This is a genomic window from Buttiauxella gaviniae ATCC 51604, from assembly GCF_001654835.1.
In the GTDB taxonomy this organism is placed as follows: Bacteria; Pseudomonadota; Gammaproteobacteria; order Enterobacterales; family Enterobacteriaceae; genus Buttiauxella; species Buttiauxella gaviniae.
Genome location: NZ_LXEP01000003.1, coordinates 101,812 through 117,164 on the forward strand (window position 1 = coordinate 101,812; position 15,353 = coordinate 117,164).

The 15,353-nt window shown below is 48.1% G+C and carries 13 protein-coding genes; all 13 read right to left on the reverse strand.

What is annotated here, in order from left to right; translation table 11 throughout:
• Nucleotides 1-402 precede the first annotated feature (402 nt).
• The 13 genes from M977_RS00885 to M977_RS00950 all read right to left on the reverse strand — a co-directional run bounded on the left by M977_RS00885 (nucleotide 403) and on the right by M977_RS00950 (nucleotide 15,340).
• Nucleotides 403-1,446 carry a YopJ family acetyltransferase gene (locus M977_RS00885; RefSeq protein WP_064511668.1) on the reverse strand — a complete coding sequence of 348 codons (1,044 nt, stop codon included), beginning with the start codon at nucleotides 1,444-1,446 and terminating at the stop codon, nucleotides 403-405.
• 77 nt (nucleotides 1,447-1,523) lie between these two features.
• Complete coding sequence (locus M977_RS00890; RefSeq protein ID WP_064511669.1) at nucleotides 1,524-2,129, reverse strand: YopT-type cysteine protease domain-containing protein; 606 nt, start codon at nucleotides 2,127-2,129, stop codon at nucleotides 1,524-1,526.
• 21 nt (nucleotides 2,130-2,150) lie between these two features.
• Nucleotides 2,151-2,480 carry a VasL domain-containing protein gene (locus tag M977_RS00895; protein ID WP_064511670.1) on the reverse strand — a complete coding sequence of 110 codons (330 nt, stop codon included), beginning with the start codon at nucleotides 2,478-2,480 and terminating at the stop codon, nucleotides 2,151-2,153.
• Between the two features lie 36 nt (nucleotides 2,481-2,516).
• A complete protein-coding gene (locus M977_RS00900) occupies nucleotides 2,517-3,089 on the reverse strand; it encodes a hypothetical protein (protein ID WP_064511671.1) in 573 nt (190 codons plus the stop codon).
• Between the two features lie 108 nt (nucleotides 3,090-3,197).
• Nucleotides 3,198-3,854: a hypothetical protein gene (locus M977_RS00905; RefSeq protein WP_064511672.1), complete on the reverse strand. Its 657-nt coding sequence runs from the start codon at nucleotides 3,852-3,854 to the stop codon at nucleotides 3,198-3,200.
• Between the two features lie 193 nt (nucleotides 3,855-4,047).
• Nucleotides 4,048-5,367, reverse strand: a complete 1,320-nt coding sequence (locus tag M977_RS00910; protein ID WP_064511673.1) for a VasL domain-containing protein — start codon at nucleotides 5,365-5,367, stop codon at nucleotides 4,048-4,050.
• Nucleotides 5,364-7,913 (reverse strand): type VI secretion system ATPase TssH, encoded by a 2,550-nt coding sequence (gene tssH, locus M977_RS00915; RefSeq protein ID WP_064511674.1) that lies wholly within the window; start codon nucleotides 7,911-7,913, stop codon nucleotides 5,364-5,366. Before tssH ends, M977_RS00910 begins: the two co-directional genes overlap by 4 nt.
• A gap of 15 nt (nucleotides 7,914-7,928) precedes the next feature.
• The gene (locus M977_RS00920; RefSeq protein WP_167351079.1) at nucleotides 7,929-11,231 is read right to left on the reverse strand and encodes a type VI secretion protein IcmF/TssM N-terminal domain-containing protein; all 3,303 of its coding nucleotides are present in this window, start codon (nucleotides 11,229-11,231) and stop codon (nucleotides 7,929-7,931) included.
• Between the two features lie 139 nt (nucleotides 11,232-11,370).
• Nucleotides 11,371-11,994, reverse strand: a complete 624-nt coding sequence (locus M977_RS00930; RefSeq protein ID WP_064511677.1) for a DotU family type IV/VI secretion system protein — start codon at nucleotides 11,992-11,994, stop codon at nucleotides 11,371-11,373.
• Nucleotides 11,991-13,382, reverse strand: a complete 1,392-nt coding sequence (gene tssK, locus M977_RS00935; protein ID WP_064511678.1) for a type VI secretion system baseplate subunit TssK — start codon at nucleotides 13,380-13,382, stop codon at nucleotides 11,991-11,993. The genes M977_RS00930 and tssK overlap by 4 nt, the downstream gene beginning before the upstream one ends.
• Before the next feature lies 1 nt (nucleotide 13,383).
• Nucleotides 13,384-13,977: a type VI secretion system lipoprotein TssJ gene (gene tssJ / locus M977_RS00940; RefSeq protein WP_064511679.1), complete on the reverse strand. Its 594-nt coding sequence runs from the start codon at nucleotides 13,975-13,977 to the stop codon at nucleotides 13,384-13,386.
• Nucleotides 13,974-15,032, reverse strand: coding sequence for a type VI secretion system protein TssA (gene tssA, locus M977_RS00945; RefSeq protein ID WP_064511680.1), 1,059 nt, complete (start codon nucleotides 15,030-15,032; stop codon nucleotides 13,974-13,976). Before tssA ends, tssJ begins: the two co-directional genes overlap by 4 nt.
• Before the next feature lie 8 nt (nucleotides 15,033-15,040).
• Nucleotides 15,041-15,340, reverse strand: coding sequence for a PAAR domain-containing protein (locus M977_RS00950; protein WP_064511681.1), 300 nt, complete (start codon nucleotides 15,338-15,340; stop codon nucleotides 15,041-15,043).
• Between the last annotated feature and the right edge of the window lie 13 nt (nucleotides 15,341-15,353).

Sequence of the window (15,353 nt, forward strand, 5' to 3'; positions counted from 1 at the left end):
GGGCAGGAATAGCGCTGCATCTGGTCGTTGACGCCGCTATCGCCTCCGGCTTATTCAGCGCATATCAGAACGGACCCTGTTGCAACGCGAAACCGCCAGACTGATTGGTGTCAGCGTGCGGCATTTCTGAAAGAGAAAGCATTTTAAATTAATTTAGTCTGCAAAAAATCTATGAAACAGGCCTATTGTGACCTCCGCACACCCATTATTCCAATTAAAAACAACAGACACAAAATCACATGATTGTATAGTTTCCATCTTCATTGATGGCATAATAAAAACAATCATTTTAATTTCAAATACAATTATAAAAATGCACATGCCTATGCTATACAGCACATGCACTTTTAATTAAATTAACACCTGCTAGTAGCAATAATTTACACTTTTATAAATCATAAACTAGCTAGATTCCCCACCAAGCACATGCTTGCGGAAGAAATACCCCCTTTTCTCTTCAATAGAGTTTGAGTAGCTTGCTCCATCACGAGATACACGGTGACGTTCCGCACGTTGTAAAAGTGTTTCACCTTTCTTATTTACAACTCTTGTTGTATCGAGAGACTTGAGAATACTAATTGAGTTAGAGTGTTTCAGGTAAGACTCAGGAAATAGCAATGCCGTTTTCCTTGAAGTGAATTTCACTCTTGCACCTACACTTTTCTGATAAAAATTTATGATTTTAAAAGGCTCCATACTTTTTATCATATGGTTCCTGGCGACGGGTCTTTTAGCAATGGTATTAGCCAGTGAAAGTGAAAACATTCCACAATCTGCAGGTGATGATTGGATCCCCATTTCACTAAATGAAACGCGCATTTTATCATAATGCTTCTTTCTATATTGTTCACACAAATATTTTAACTGATCATAACCATAGTCAGCGCCAGCATCAGGATTACCAGACAAAGTAGCAGGTTCGAAAAACATAAAGTAATGAATTCCCTGTTCATTAACATAATCAGGCGCGGCATAGTGTATTTGCGACTTATCACCTTTCCGTTTCATACGTACCACGGCCTGAGCACACGCCCCTAAACCACGATTAAATGCAGTATTGAATAAGCTATTTAAATCATCAAAGTAACGTAAATTAAAGCCTGCACGTTTGGCATTAATACTTTCAATGATTTGAGGCAGATACATTTCATCTATAAAGTTGATTTCAGTATCATGTTGTAAATTATTTGCGAGCCCATCACTTATTGTACGTTGTGAAGGTTCCCGCAATGCATTATGAAATGTACTCAAAATTTTATCCCGAGTCACTTCATGCTTTATCAATTTTGTGTTGGTGTATGCATCCCATTGTTGGCGCTGAGATGCATTTTTTATTTTTTCTGTCAGTTTCGTGACGGTTTTAATTGAAATATCACTTTGTAACTCTTTCTTTGCTAATGCTTGAGTCAGTGTATCACTTTTAGATATTTTACTAAAAAAGCCCATTATTCACCTCGTGAATTAGTTTAAATTTCCGCGCAGTAAAATCATTACATAGAGAACCATGATATAAATATAGTCAATTAGCACATTGGCATCAAATCCCTCCGACTGCGGACAAACAATATTGCACTAAGTTGGGTGTGGCTGGAAAAATCTTTGGAGATTTTTTCCTTGATGTCATCGTAAATGCTATTTTTAAACCCACACCATTTGTAGACCCCATCATTAGGATCGTAAAAATAAATATTTTTATCATTTTTATTTTTAAATATAACAACGGCATGTCCTCCACCGCAGTCTAACCTCCAACCAAGCAAGCAAAGAATACTGTTTTCACTTTCACCAGGGATACGGGAAACTCTATTTTTAAGTTGGGTATCATTTCCAAATATGCTGAAAGATGGCATGTACACGCTATAGGTTACCCCTTCTATAGATGAAACCTGTTTTCCAAGTGTTTCAAATATCATTCTGTCAGAGTTAATTTGCTGCTCTACAATTTCATAAACACCCTGAAATTCAAATGCGGTACTATTTAGATGGCTTACCGGGGTTAAATCTTTCTTGCATCCACTGGCTATATCAAGAATCCAATAGGATGCCAGGCCGAAACAAATTCCTTTGGATTTTTTAAACTGCATATATTGTTTATAGCCAAATGCCTTGTGTTTCAAAAAAAACGCCATTCATATACTCCATATAAAAAATCACCAGTCAGTTAAGATGACTTCTCGTGTTAATTTTTTAAGTTGATTATCGATAGTGTTGTTTAATGCTTTATTTTCTATGTCAGGAGAATGCGGTTTTTGTAAAAGTAGCACGCTGACCGGTGTCTCCATACTTTGCAGAGCCTGTTTCATTGCGTAAACTTCGGTTTTCAACTCCGAAATTGTGATATAGCTGCGCTGCTTTCTTTCTGACTGCTGATGCAGCATTTTCTTCCAGTTATCTGGCGCAGCTTTTTCCAGACGTTGCGCGAAGTTATTCCCCTGGCCAGGGGCCATATTAAATAAGCGCACAACTATAAAGTTATGCACTTATTCATTAGCGCTGAAAGAATGAAATTAAATACTCTAGGACTCAGCAGTATAACGTGAGCCTTTGAAATTTGTTACAGTATTTCCTTTCACTATGTGGTATTTCCCTTTATGCATTTTCTGCATAAATGATTTAGCCCCTGGACGACTTGCCCAGCGATAAAATGGCCCATAGACATAATAACCAATGGCTCCACTCACCCAACCAAAACGAACCCCTATAGCCATCAATTGTATAGCGAAGTCATCAAGCCATGTATTTTTACCTAACTCACATGAATGGAACTTAATAACTCCAACATTTCTTAAACCATATTGCATCAACCTCTGCACCAATTTGGTTAGCTCAATTTGTCCCAACCCATCAGGATTAGCATGAGAAACGATGATCAGTTTATCGGACATTGTCAAATCACTCAGTAATGTTTTCATCTCTGGTGAGTTTGGTTTATTCAGGATACACACTGGGTTTTTATAAGCCGAGTCCAAATATTTCTTCTCATATCCTGAATAGTCGTAAGCATAAACCACTCGCGTTCGCCCGTACTTCCAGTTCGCATTAGGATGCAAATATCCGGCCATTTTACAAAATTTATTAACAAACAACATAACACCTCTTTAAAGTAGTTAATTTAAATATAAAATACAAGGCACCCCAGTCAACAAACAGATTGAGCCACGCCCACTTCACTATCAAACGAGTCACACCACTTTTGTTTAGCGTGTAACTTTTCTTTGTAGAGCCTTCAGTTCAAGTGATGTTCTAAAACGTTCCACATTCGGATTTTTCATGGCAAGCGAATTAAAAACTTGATTGCTGGCAAGTTTATTACTCGATGCAAAATTAAAAACGCCAATAACTTTAATTTTACTTGTTGCAGGAAGGCCAGCGTAAACATTGACGAATGGGCGACCTGCGATCAATATCTCGTTATATTTCGCCCCACATGCCATTTGCCCATTAATCAAATCACCAGGCATTAACAACTGCCTAAAGTTGCCTATATTTATTCCTTTTTTGTTTATTCCACTATGTAATGATTTAACTAAGCTTCCATTCCTTTCTGTTTTAGAAGCATATCTTGCATTAGCTTCCTTCCCTTTATGATTGGGGAACCAGATATCATGCTTATGTGTTCCCAGAATGTTCTGCTTGGGTACTTTTAGAATAAACCCTGTTGCATCTATTGATTGCAAACATAAAGTTGCATCAATTAGAGAACAAGATATAATGTCCCATGTTGCGAAAACCTCCTCAGCAGGTCGCTGAAATAACTCCCCCGTATTATACCTGACAGCATGAATGATAAAACCATACTCTGAAAGATTTTCATAGTTCCAACGTTTTAGCACATTAATTTCTTTACTGCTCATAATACAACCCTCATAACTTATAAAAAGTAAACAATTCGCTCTCGGCATTAATCACAAAAAATGTAGATGGTATGATTTTTAATACTGCATAAATGAAAAAACCAAGAAATTAGAACCCTAATCATTAATATAAAAACCCACTCCATTACTTACTAATAGCAATCGAGATAATTAAATGCACCCCACCAGAACTTCATTTTTTAGTATCATCTCTTGACTGCACGTATTGTTTAACCAATCGATTAATTCCTTCCTCAATAAGAATATTTAATCCTTCTTCGCCACCTCCTTCTTCACGCCCCCCTTCACGCTTCAACAATAAAACACTGATCGGTGTTTCCATATTACGCATCGCCTGCTTCATTTCATAAACATCGGTTTTCAGCTCTGAGATGGTTATATGGCTGCGCTGTTTTTTTTCTGACTCAAGCAGGCGTTGTTCCAAATTATTCAAACGCCGTTCAATTTCAAACCACCCTTCCGCTCGCTCCAGACTTGCGGTATTTTGCGCCAGCGATTTTTTCCAGTTAGCGGTCGCAGAATTTCCCGGTGCCACTTCTCCTAGTCGTTTAGCCAGTTGATTTCCCTGTTGTAACAACCAGGTTGAAGGTTGCTGCACCAACTCCTGTAGTTTGTTGTCGAGCTCGTCCAACTGCTGGGCAGTGAGTTTCTGGTGGCTGAGTTCAGGCGAGTTGAAGAGCTTTTCCACCCGTTCCAGAGCTGTAAACGGGGCAAGTGCCGCAGGTTCAGCCGCTAAACGCTGGAATAACCACAGTCCGCCAGCAGGAAGTGTTATCAGCAAGGTTGCCGCTAGCGCGCCAGCCGCCAACCAGTGCCAGCGGCGATCAGGAATATCATGGACCAACACCGGAGTAGGCTCTTCTACTGGCGAAGGTTCAGCAACAGGGTCTGCCGCTACCACCACGGTGGGAGCTTTGCACACCAGCTGAATTTGCTGTGCCGGATCGACATTCAGAACAATATTTTGCGAGGTGCGTGCTCGCACCTGCAAAAAGTAACAAAGGTTGTTAAGTGTATCGGCACCTCGCACCTGAAGTTTTTGCGCCTGGCGACCAATGATCTCCAGAGCCGACTCTGCACGTGAAAGAGACTGCGCATCATCCATCGACTGTGCCTGGGTATACATCGGTGTGATCACGTGAGCGGTGAACCACTCCAGCGCATAGCGCCGCAGCCCGAGGTCGGCGACCTCACTGCCATGGCGTTCTCCAAAACTCAATGCCGAAGCCAACAGCTCCATCGATTTCGCGGCCCCTGCCCACCCGGCAATTCGCAACTGGATAAGGCAGAACCATGCGCCGGTATGCAGATCGTACCCATGCCGCAAAAAGATGCGTTGGCAGAGCTTGTCGAGTTCATTCCAGTTGAGCGCGGCGTTGGGCGTACGGCTAAGTTTGCTCAGTTCACTGCTAAGCAGTAAAAAGGCTTTGCTGTGTTTTGGCACCCCAGGGTTAAATTTTACTTCGCTCAGCGTCGTCGATTTCTGGTTCATGCCGCATCCTTCCGGGCTTTTTTCACCAGTACCATTCGACCTTTTACTACCGACAGCAACAGCGGCTGCCCACTGCCATTATTGAGTAACGCATCTGCCAGTAATGGCATCACCAGCTTATTGATGACCGCATCAATATCACGAGCACCGCTTTGCGCCACCAGACACTGTTCAGCGATCGTTGCCACGACCTTAGGTTGATATTTCAGCTCGCATTCACCATTTATCCCTGCCAGGCGTTTACCCAGTTTATCGAGCTTCAGTCGAATGATTTGTTGTAGGCTTTCCCCACGTATTGGCAGGTAAGGGATCAGTTGTACGCGCCCCATGAGCGCCGGACGAAACACACGGTCAAATTCCGGGCGAATTAATGCACACAGCGCTTCGCTTGTGACGTCAGCCTGCTCACTGGCCGCCATAATCTGCTCAGAGGCTAGATTGCTGGTGAGGATAATCAACGTGTTGCGGAAGTTAACCTGCTGGCCCTCGGCATCTTCCATCCAGCCTTTATCAAAGACCTGATAAAACAGCTCCATAACATCAGGATGCGCTTTTTCCACTTCATCGAGCAGTACCACACTGTAGGGATTACGGCGAACGGCTTCGGTCAGCACACCGCCCTGGCCATAACCCACATATCCCGGAGGTGAGCCTTTTAAACCGGAAACAGAATGTGCCTCCTGGTACTCCGACATATTAATCGTGATCAACCCGCGCTCCCCGCCATACATCAGTTCAGCGAGAGTCAGCGCCGTTTCGGTTTTCCCGACACCGCTTGGCCCAGCCAGCATAAACACGCCTGTCGGTTTTACCGGATCGTTAATGCCAGCCTGGGCGATACGAATCTGTTGGGCGATTGCATTTAAGGCACTGTCCTGGCCGATGACCCGCTGCTGAAGGCGCATTGGCAACTCATTAATACGTTCTGACGATTTTTCCAGCATGCGTCCCAATGGAATCCCGGTCCAACCGGCCACCACATCCGCCACACAAACATCATCAACACAATCAAATACCAGGGCATAACTTTGCTGCGAGGCTTTTAACTGCTCACGCAATTGCACGAGCCGTAACTCATCACTGCAATGACGAATATCTTTCACCAACGCACTTTGCAACTGCCAGACCGGCAGCAATGCATTCAGGTTGTCGGTTAGCTCGGCTTCACGCTGGTCAATCCATGCCAGGCGGGATTGATGCCCCCCTTCGGCCAGCAAACACTCGCGCTCGCTCTTGAGGTTGTTAAGTAAAGCGTGAAGATCTTCAATCTCTTTAGGGTGATGGCATTGTGATACCGCAACCCGTGCGCAGGCGGTGTCCAGTAATGACACAGACTTGTCCGGCAACTGGCGGCCAACGATATAGCGTGACGAAAGCTGAACGGCTGCCGTCAGTGCGCTGTTCATGATCTGCACATTGTGATGGCGAGCCATGACAGGGGCGATGGAACGCAGCATGGCGGTGGCCATTTCCTCATCGGGTTCCGGGACTTTCACCACCTGGAAACGACGCGCGAGTGCAGCATCTTTCTCGAAATATTTTTTGTACTCAGCCCAGGTCGTGGCGGCAATCACACGGACTTCTCCCCGAGCCAATGCGGGTTTTAACAGGTTAGCGGCATCGTTTTGGCCCGCAGTACCGCCTGCACCAATCAAGGTATGGGCTTCATCAATAAATAAGATGATTGGCTGCGGGTGCTGTTTAACCTCTTTGAGCAGCATCTGTAGGCGATTTTCAAATTCACCTTTTACGCTGGCACCTGCCTGCAACAAGCCCATGTCAAGTGTGAGTACTTCCAGCGCTTTGAGCGCATCAGGCACGCTGCCGGCCACAATACGCTGCGCCAGCCCTTCTGCCAGTGCGGTTTTGCCCACACCCGGTTCACCGGTTAACACCGGATTGTTCTGGCGACGACGCAGCAAGATATCGATGGTCTGACGAATTTCGGCCTCACGGCCTAACACCGGATCAAGACGGCCAGTACGCGCCTGCTCACTTAAATTGTGGGTATATTTAGCCAGCGCGCTGTTTTCGTTGAACTGCACTCCCGCTTCAGCGTTTTTTACCGCCGGAGCACTCTCTTGAGCGACACTTTTTAGCAGGGATTCAGCCTCATTAACATCGCATTCCAGCGCACGCTGAACCTGGGCTGACAACTGCTGTTGCAGACCTTTCTCATCAGAGAACACGCAGGCAAACAGTGCAGCACTGGCAATAGAATCCTGGTGCCAGTTAACGCTGGCGTGCAGCCAGGCAGCCTCAATAAACTGGGTCAGTGTTTGCGAAAGAACCGGCCCACGCGTGTTACCGCTGCGCAATCCATCAAGTGATTGTTGCAAGGCACTCACCAGACGGTCTCCTTGCAATCCTGTGTTCAGGCACAAGCTTTCAACCCACTCGCTGTGATTACTGACTAACGCCAGCATCAAGTGTTCAACGTCTACTTCGTGATGAGTGCGGGCGACAGCCAGTTCAATAGCTTTATCCAGCGAACGTCTGGCATCGGCGCGTAGAAGATGGACAATGTTCTTTAAATAGTTGCTCATGATTTCACGTATTCCTTAGTTAACGCACATCGCGACAGAGGTCGGTAATGCGGTGAGTTTTCCCTGGAAGTAACCGGGCTGCTGGCGGCTCCGCTGGTGTTCAAGCTGTTCTTCGCGCAGCGCCCTGAGTGTCTCAATTTCTACATTGAGATCTTTCCACTGTTGCCACTGCGCCTGCACCGCCTGCTGACCGCGTAAACTGAAGCGCACCAGCACCTTTTCAATCGCCAAATCCTTTAACGGCCCAACGCCCGCAGGTAAAAATTCATCCAGCGTATAAGCGTGTTCCCCGCCGTCGAAATCCGCCAGGAAATCACTCCATGCGCTATCACCGAGATAACGGTGCTTGATATCCGCTCCGGGGAACTTCACCGTCACAGTGACTGCGCTGCATTGATTCGGCGACCAGTTAAAACGGGCTTCCTCACGTAAATTGCTGCTATCAAGTTGTGAAGCGCCCTTCGCGCAGTGCAGTTCCAGTCGGGTTCCCGTTGGCATCAGCCGCGCTCCGCCGGGAATCGTGGCGGGTAAACTTGCGATATCAACCGTCAGTACCTTCTTTTCCAGCGCCGTGATTTGTTTTTCACGCTGCGCTATTTGCTCTTCAAGACGGCTGATTTCATCGTGGCTGCGCGTCTGCCCACGCTCTGGCATCAGCGCCAAATCATCTGGCTCGACCACATGATTGATGACCTGCATAAAATCAGCGGTAAACGGGATAACGTGTCCGTTAAAGCCAGCAGCCCGTAACCCCATAGCCGTGGGCTGCATCATGTTGATTGCTGACTCCTGAATAAAATCAGAAAGATAACGCCAGGCTTTTTCCTGCTGCTGTTGTGGGTCCCGGTGTTCCGCACGGTTGCCCAACGGCTGTAGCACCTTGCTTTGCCAGTTCTGCTCTATCCAGCAAGCTGACGTGGCCATCGCATGGCTTGTCAGGGTATTAAGCTGGCTTTCTAGTAGCGCCCACACAGCACCTGTCCCAATTTTGTTTCCCGTCAGTTCCATCTGCTTACGCAATTGGGTAAAAGTGAGCCAGAGCGAGGTTAAAGGGTTGGTTTTACCCACCACACCCTGGTTAAACAGGCCCTCGGTCAGGGCGGGTGAATTGCCATTTGTCGCTATCGCCTGATTGATGGCCTCGTTTAACGCGTTGTTCCATTGCTGCCAACTTACTGTTTCGCTACTGCTGACCACCGCCATACTGGTGTCTTTGCGGAGTAAACGTCGCACTGCCACACGCAGATATTTCTCTTTATCATCCCAGGCCCGGACCCATGAAAATGCAGCGGGCGGGCGTTTAAAAAAAGTGACTCGCCGTAATTCCACCAGCCAGAGATGGGCGTCACGATCGCGAATATCGGCAAGTTCACGGTGTGCCTGGCGTATAAATTCGCTGACGGGATCCTGTTCTCTCGCCAGTGCCATCAGTTGAGATGAGCTGGCTTTTTGCCCTGGAACCAGCGGCTTCTGGCGTGACATCTCAAGCACAAATTCAAGCCAGGCATCCTGCTTTAATCCGGCCCAGTTCTGCCAGAATGCAGTGAAAATCGGCAAGGGTTGCTTTTCGCCACTGGCGCGTTGGATAAGCTCAATATATTGAACAAGGGCGCGGGAGCCTTCTTCCAGCCAGATACCTGATAACACAACGTGACTGTTTGACTGTTTCCAGAATTGTGTTATCCGCAGTGCTGTGAGTTGACTGTCATCAGCCACTAACCAACGCCACTGAGCGTCACTGTTAACCAGTTCTTTAAGGATCAACTGCATCGCCGCAATGCCACTGGTCTGTTTGCCGAAACGTAACATTGCGCGTTCAAGCGTCAGATGCTCGTTGTCGCCTGCGTTATGCATAGCGGATATAAGCTGCAAAGACTCTGGCGTCTTGGGTAGATGCGCCAGTGTTGTCAGCGCCTCTCCTTTAAGCATGGCCTGACGGGTCAGAATGCCTTGCGCCAATTCAAGGATCATCCGGCGCTGTTGTTGCGGCGGGGCCGCATAAAAATCACGCCGATAGATTCTCAACTGGCTATAAATATCATTCACAGGTACGTCGTTGGCCTCGACCAGCGCCATTTCCAGCGACTGGTGACGCTTGCGCAATAAAGGCAGAAACGGCGTGTAATGTAAGGGTTCCGCCATCCACTTTTCGTGTTGCGCAATGTGCTGAGTCAGCGTCGACACATCATTATTAGCGACAGGCACCATCAATTTTCGGGTTTGCCAGGCACTCAATAACAACGCCACCGCCAGTACTGTTACCAGCAGCGGAACTGCCCACTTATCCAACCACTGCTGACGTTTGCCAAAGGACTCCGCTACACGATTTCTGCTGTTAGCTGGCAGGACCTGCGAAATTAAGTTTTGAACAAACAGCGCCTCACGCGCCTGGTGATGCTGCGGATGTTCGACACTTGCGGTGAGCCATACTGCTGCCAGTGAACCACTGGAGAAATAGGCATCAGGTTCGCAAAGTGCTGCAACGTAGTGATGTAATGGACCTTGCAGTTGCGATATGTTTTGCGGGAAATTCAGCAATTCACCAAAATCCGTCCCCGGCAAAGCCCCATTCATCATGCTAATGCGACTCAGATCGATGCCCCGTTTTAGTGAAACGAAAAGCGGGTCCAGTAGCGTATTATCCTGACGGTCAATGACGGGCGTTTGCCTCCAGCAATAGCCCAGAGCTTGCTGTCTTTGTTCTGGGGACAGCTTGCTGGCCCATAATGTAAAGCCATCAAGATGGTCACATTCCGTCAGCACCACATAGATGGGTAGCCTGCGGCGAACGGATTTCATCATCGGTTCAAGCTGGGTGCGCAACTGGCGGGCCTGCTGATGCAACTCCAGCATCGATTGCGTTTGCAGGTCGCGGCAGGAAACGCAAACCACCACTCCAGCGGGGGCTGTTAATCGCCCGCACCAGTTTGCAAGCTTTAGCCAACCAGCTTTTGCTGCAGGTTTACCGTGCAGAAAATAGCTCGAGGTATCGAGGAAACCCGCCGTTTTGAAGAACCACCAGCGCAGGGTTCGGGTAGGGGTTACCTGCTCGCTTTCCGGCTGGTGAGACATGATAGGCAGCTTCGCGGTTGCCATTAATGTGGTTTTACCGCAGCGTTCGCCCATTAATAAAAACCACGGCACATTGCCCCGTTTACGGCTAATACGCTTAATTACGGCCGCACCACTTCGCCAGTGTTCAAATAACACCTGTTCCAGGCGCGAGAATCGCAAAGGCGCATAAAGACGGCTCAGGTTACGCTTTTTCCATAACGCAGAAATACCCGCCCATAGCGCGCGAAATATTAATACAGCCAAGAGCTGCACCAACCATATAGCCATAGCCAAATAAAGGCTGCCATCGAGCCATATTGCTATAGCCACGGATATTAATAATAGAATGCAGAGCAGCGTTGCCCACCCCGCAAAGCAGAGTAATTTCTTTAACATAATTCACTCAGAATAAGGTGAGCAGCATACCGCTCAATAAGCCATACTCAACAACCAGAAAAAATACCATTGAGTACTTTCTCTTTATGACACGCGATAGTATTCCGTTCTCTTTTTTATCTTCTGAAAGATAGACCTGGGTCATCACCGCATTGTTAGGCCATTCATGCCAGGGAGCAGGTAAGTTAAGGCGTTCGACTGCAATCCTTTTCAGTAACTCACTGCTATCCCTATGATGATATTTGCCATGAAAACCCAGCAGCAAACAATTGAGATAGACCATCCGCAACGCAATATTTTCATCGTCAATATTATCAAGGCGTGAAAAGAACTCTTCACCGCCAATAACCGTATTAAAAAAGTGCGTCTGTAATAACTGATTACGCCAATAGTGTTTAAATGGCAGTTCAGAACGCAATACCATTTCATCAAACCATACCGTCATCGCAAATAGGGCATCATCAGACTCAGTTGCTGATATTGCTAATTGCTGAGAGGCAACAATGGACTGTTGAAATATTTCCAGCGTCTGTTCTCGGAAATCGTCATATTCTTGATTCTGCCGCTCTGGCTGCGAAAACTCGCATACCAACCGTAATACTGGATGGTAACAATCGATTAAATACATCATGACGCCACCATATAGAGCAGTTGTACCTGTAAATCATCGGGTGCCTGAGGCCAGAAAAAGCCCGCTTTTTGGTCACTCTCAAGTTTTTTCCACAACTCACTGCTCCGGTCAATCTGCAGGTAGCGAGAATCGCTGCGTTTAGGTACCCCGCGTGGCGCGTGGCTGCAAAGCGTGAGGGGTACGCCCGGCAGCGCGTGCGAAATAAGGGCATCCAGCGTATGGCGAGACGCCAGCTTCATACTCTGCACACTACTTTGCTGCGTTTTTAACTGACTAAACTGAGCAGAACGCACCAGCAGATATACCGCTCCCGCCTGCTCACTTTGTTGCCTGTCCACGGCGGTGCAGTAAATATCATGCTGATCACGCTGCAAGGTAATGTAGGTATTTTCCTCCAGAACCAGGCTGTTGAGCAGCGCCATTAATACTCGCCGCGCACTCTCAAAACAGGCAATCAGATTGTGATGATCGTACGGCAATAGGGCATCGTCACCGTGGCTCCACTCGCCACTGAAATTGCAATCGTCATTAAACGAAGACAGCTCGCCTATCAGTTGGCTTAGCTGGGCATACATCATCCACGGATGCAAATTCGGCGCGCTACGATACAAAGTCAGTAGTGGCAGCGCACGGTTCAGGGAACGCATTGCCAGCAATTGAATCACCGACTCGCTATTTTCATCACTGTTCACCAGACGCTCGGAACGTTTGTACTCTTCGAGCAGACGTGCGCGGCTGCTTAGCTCGTAGTAAATATTATCCAGTAACTGAGCCAGACTGGCAGAGCCTTGCAGGCCAATCGCTGGCGGAGAGAAACTGCGGTCAGCAACCACGTTCTGCCCATCAAAGCGAAAGCGTGCCAGCGGGAAGCAGGCATAATCAACGGCTTCGGCCTGCTCCTCGTCCCACATTAAACGCACGTTGTAGGTCACTCGCGGCACGGAGGTTTCCGGGCCCAGATGATAGACATCCTTCATCATGTGTTCGTCGCTATTATTTATCCAGCGCGTCACCGCCTGCTGCTCTGCCCCAATCATGCTGACGTTTTGGCGCTGCGGGTCAAATTTGCGCAATGCCAGCCACAGGGTGAAGGGGCGATCGCGATATTTCCATGCATGGCGGAAATTACGCTTTTCGACCTGGCAATTACCCGGATACTCGAGGTACAGCCCTTCAGGCAACAGCAGGCGTAACTGGCTAACTTCAGCGGTAAAATCAATCAGCGCTTCATTGTTGAGTTGATAATCCAGCACGCCATAATTCCACGGTTGTGCCAACTGATGATGGCGACTGTGGATCCAGCTCTGATGCAGATCGACCGACTGAAAATGCTGGGGCTGGAGATAAAGCCCTGAATACCAATAGATAGCTTGTTGTTCGGGCAGCATATCAATTCACCTCCTGAGGTTGGGAGGAATGTAAATTGTCTGCGCCATTGATACGCACAATGCTGCTATTGCCCAGCGTGAGTGCCACCTGCAACGGAGCCAGTTGGGCATCGACTTTCGCACTCCACCAATGTTTTTTGGTGACAGCGACAGGAATGGCAAAACGTGCAATATGCTGGCTCTCAGGGAACGGGTAATACCCCGCCACCACCGCGACCTGACGGACGTTTTCTGCGCGATCGATATGTAACGTATGCTGCTGCCCCGGCATTAACATGTAACGATCCACTTTCAGAATCGATTCTGGCATCGCCGCGCCATTAAATAAGGCGCGCAGCTCAGATTGATTATTCAGCACATTTTCCAGCTGTAATTTATTTGCGCCCTGAACCACGATAACGGCCAGACTATTGGGCATCTCTTTCCAGGCATTTAAGCCAGGCTCAGCGGTGAGTTGAATATGGACCGCACCTTCGGCGTAGCTGGCAGGGACATTTTCAGTCGCTGCACGGCGCTTTTCGCTGTCCAGACTACAACTGGCCAGAAAAGGCATGAACAGCATCAGCAATACATAAAAACGACTACTCTTGTTCATCGCGAAGGTCCATTCAGTACAAAGTTAATCTCAGCCAGGCTGCGTTCGTCACCCACCATCTCGACCAGCCATTCCGCAAGCGGCATATTGGCCCAGCGAGCGGCTCGTTCCATCAGCATCGGCACGGGGCTTGAAGGTTCTGTCTGACGAAAATAGTGCGCAATCGTTAGCATCTGGGTGATAGCCAGATCGCGTGACATCACCTGTTGTGGCTGTGAGCCACGGTTTGCTGCGCGCGCGTCAGCCTGCGGGGATTCAGGATCGAGCACATTGAGCATCATGATCTCTTCTTGTTGCGCACTGCTGTGCTGGCTGATTCTGAGACAGAAATCATGCATCTCGCCCAGGATCTCGTGGGTTTGATGCAGGATTCGTCCTTCTGCCAGGGGATTTAGCGCGGCATAATTGTGCTCAAGCTGGCTGATAAGTTGCTGGCAGTGGTCAATTTGCCCGACCACCGTCGCGACGCGTTCAGGGGCAAGTTTGCTTGCCCACAGCGTAAAGCTGGCCATGCTGTAATCTTCACCCGGCTCATCGTCACTGTGCTTTTGCCCCTGATGCTCAAAGCTGAGCACTTTTTGCCAGTAGGCAAGCGAGCTTTGCATATCGCCGAACAGGGGTTTTAAGACCCATTGCTGGCTAACGTCTCGGTCCAGGCGGTTAAGCATCCCGTGGCGATAACTGGCACCATCGTCGTCCAGTACAGGCCAGCTTGTATCCCACCAGCCTTCTATATAACGGGTCAACAGCTTTAAGCCCGCCTGTAAACCTGCACTGTGGTACAACTGCGTCCAGGCTTCTACCAGCCAGCAGACGCATTGCATATCTTTGCTGTGCGTCATCAGCACTTCTTCACTGAGCTTTGCTACCAGCATCCAGTCCGCTTTGCGCGGCGTGGTTGACCACTCGTCCTGTGGTAAATAATCAGGATCGCTTTCACGCGCCTGGCGAATACGTTCAAAAATCTGTTCGTACTCGATGTTACTGCCCGCCGGTTCCGCTGTGGAAACAGGTTGCAGCAGCGCATCAAGGTTAAATATTTTTTCCGTTGTCATCTGTTTATCTATCCAATTAATACTTTCGGGCAACCTGCAACAATCGTCCCGCCGTGAGCACACAAATCCCCCATGCGGGCAGCAGGTTTTCCGCCAATCATCACTTTGCTACTGCCTTTGGCGATGGTATCCGGAGGCCCGCTACAAACGGCCATGTCGCCAACCGTTGCGGCTGGCATACCGCCAATCAATACTTTTGCAATTCCCGGCCCGCTAATGGGGCCACCGACGTGAGGCACCGGCGGGACACCAGGAATCATCATCGGACATACGTGCATATCACCAACTCGCGCGGCGGGTTGACTCATGGTTTCTCTCCTC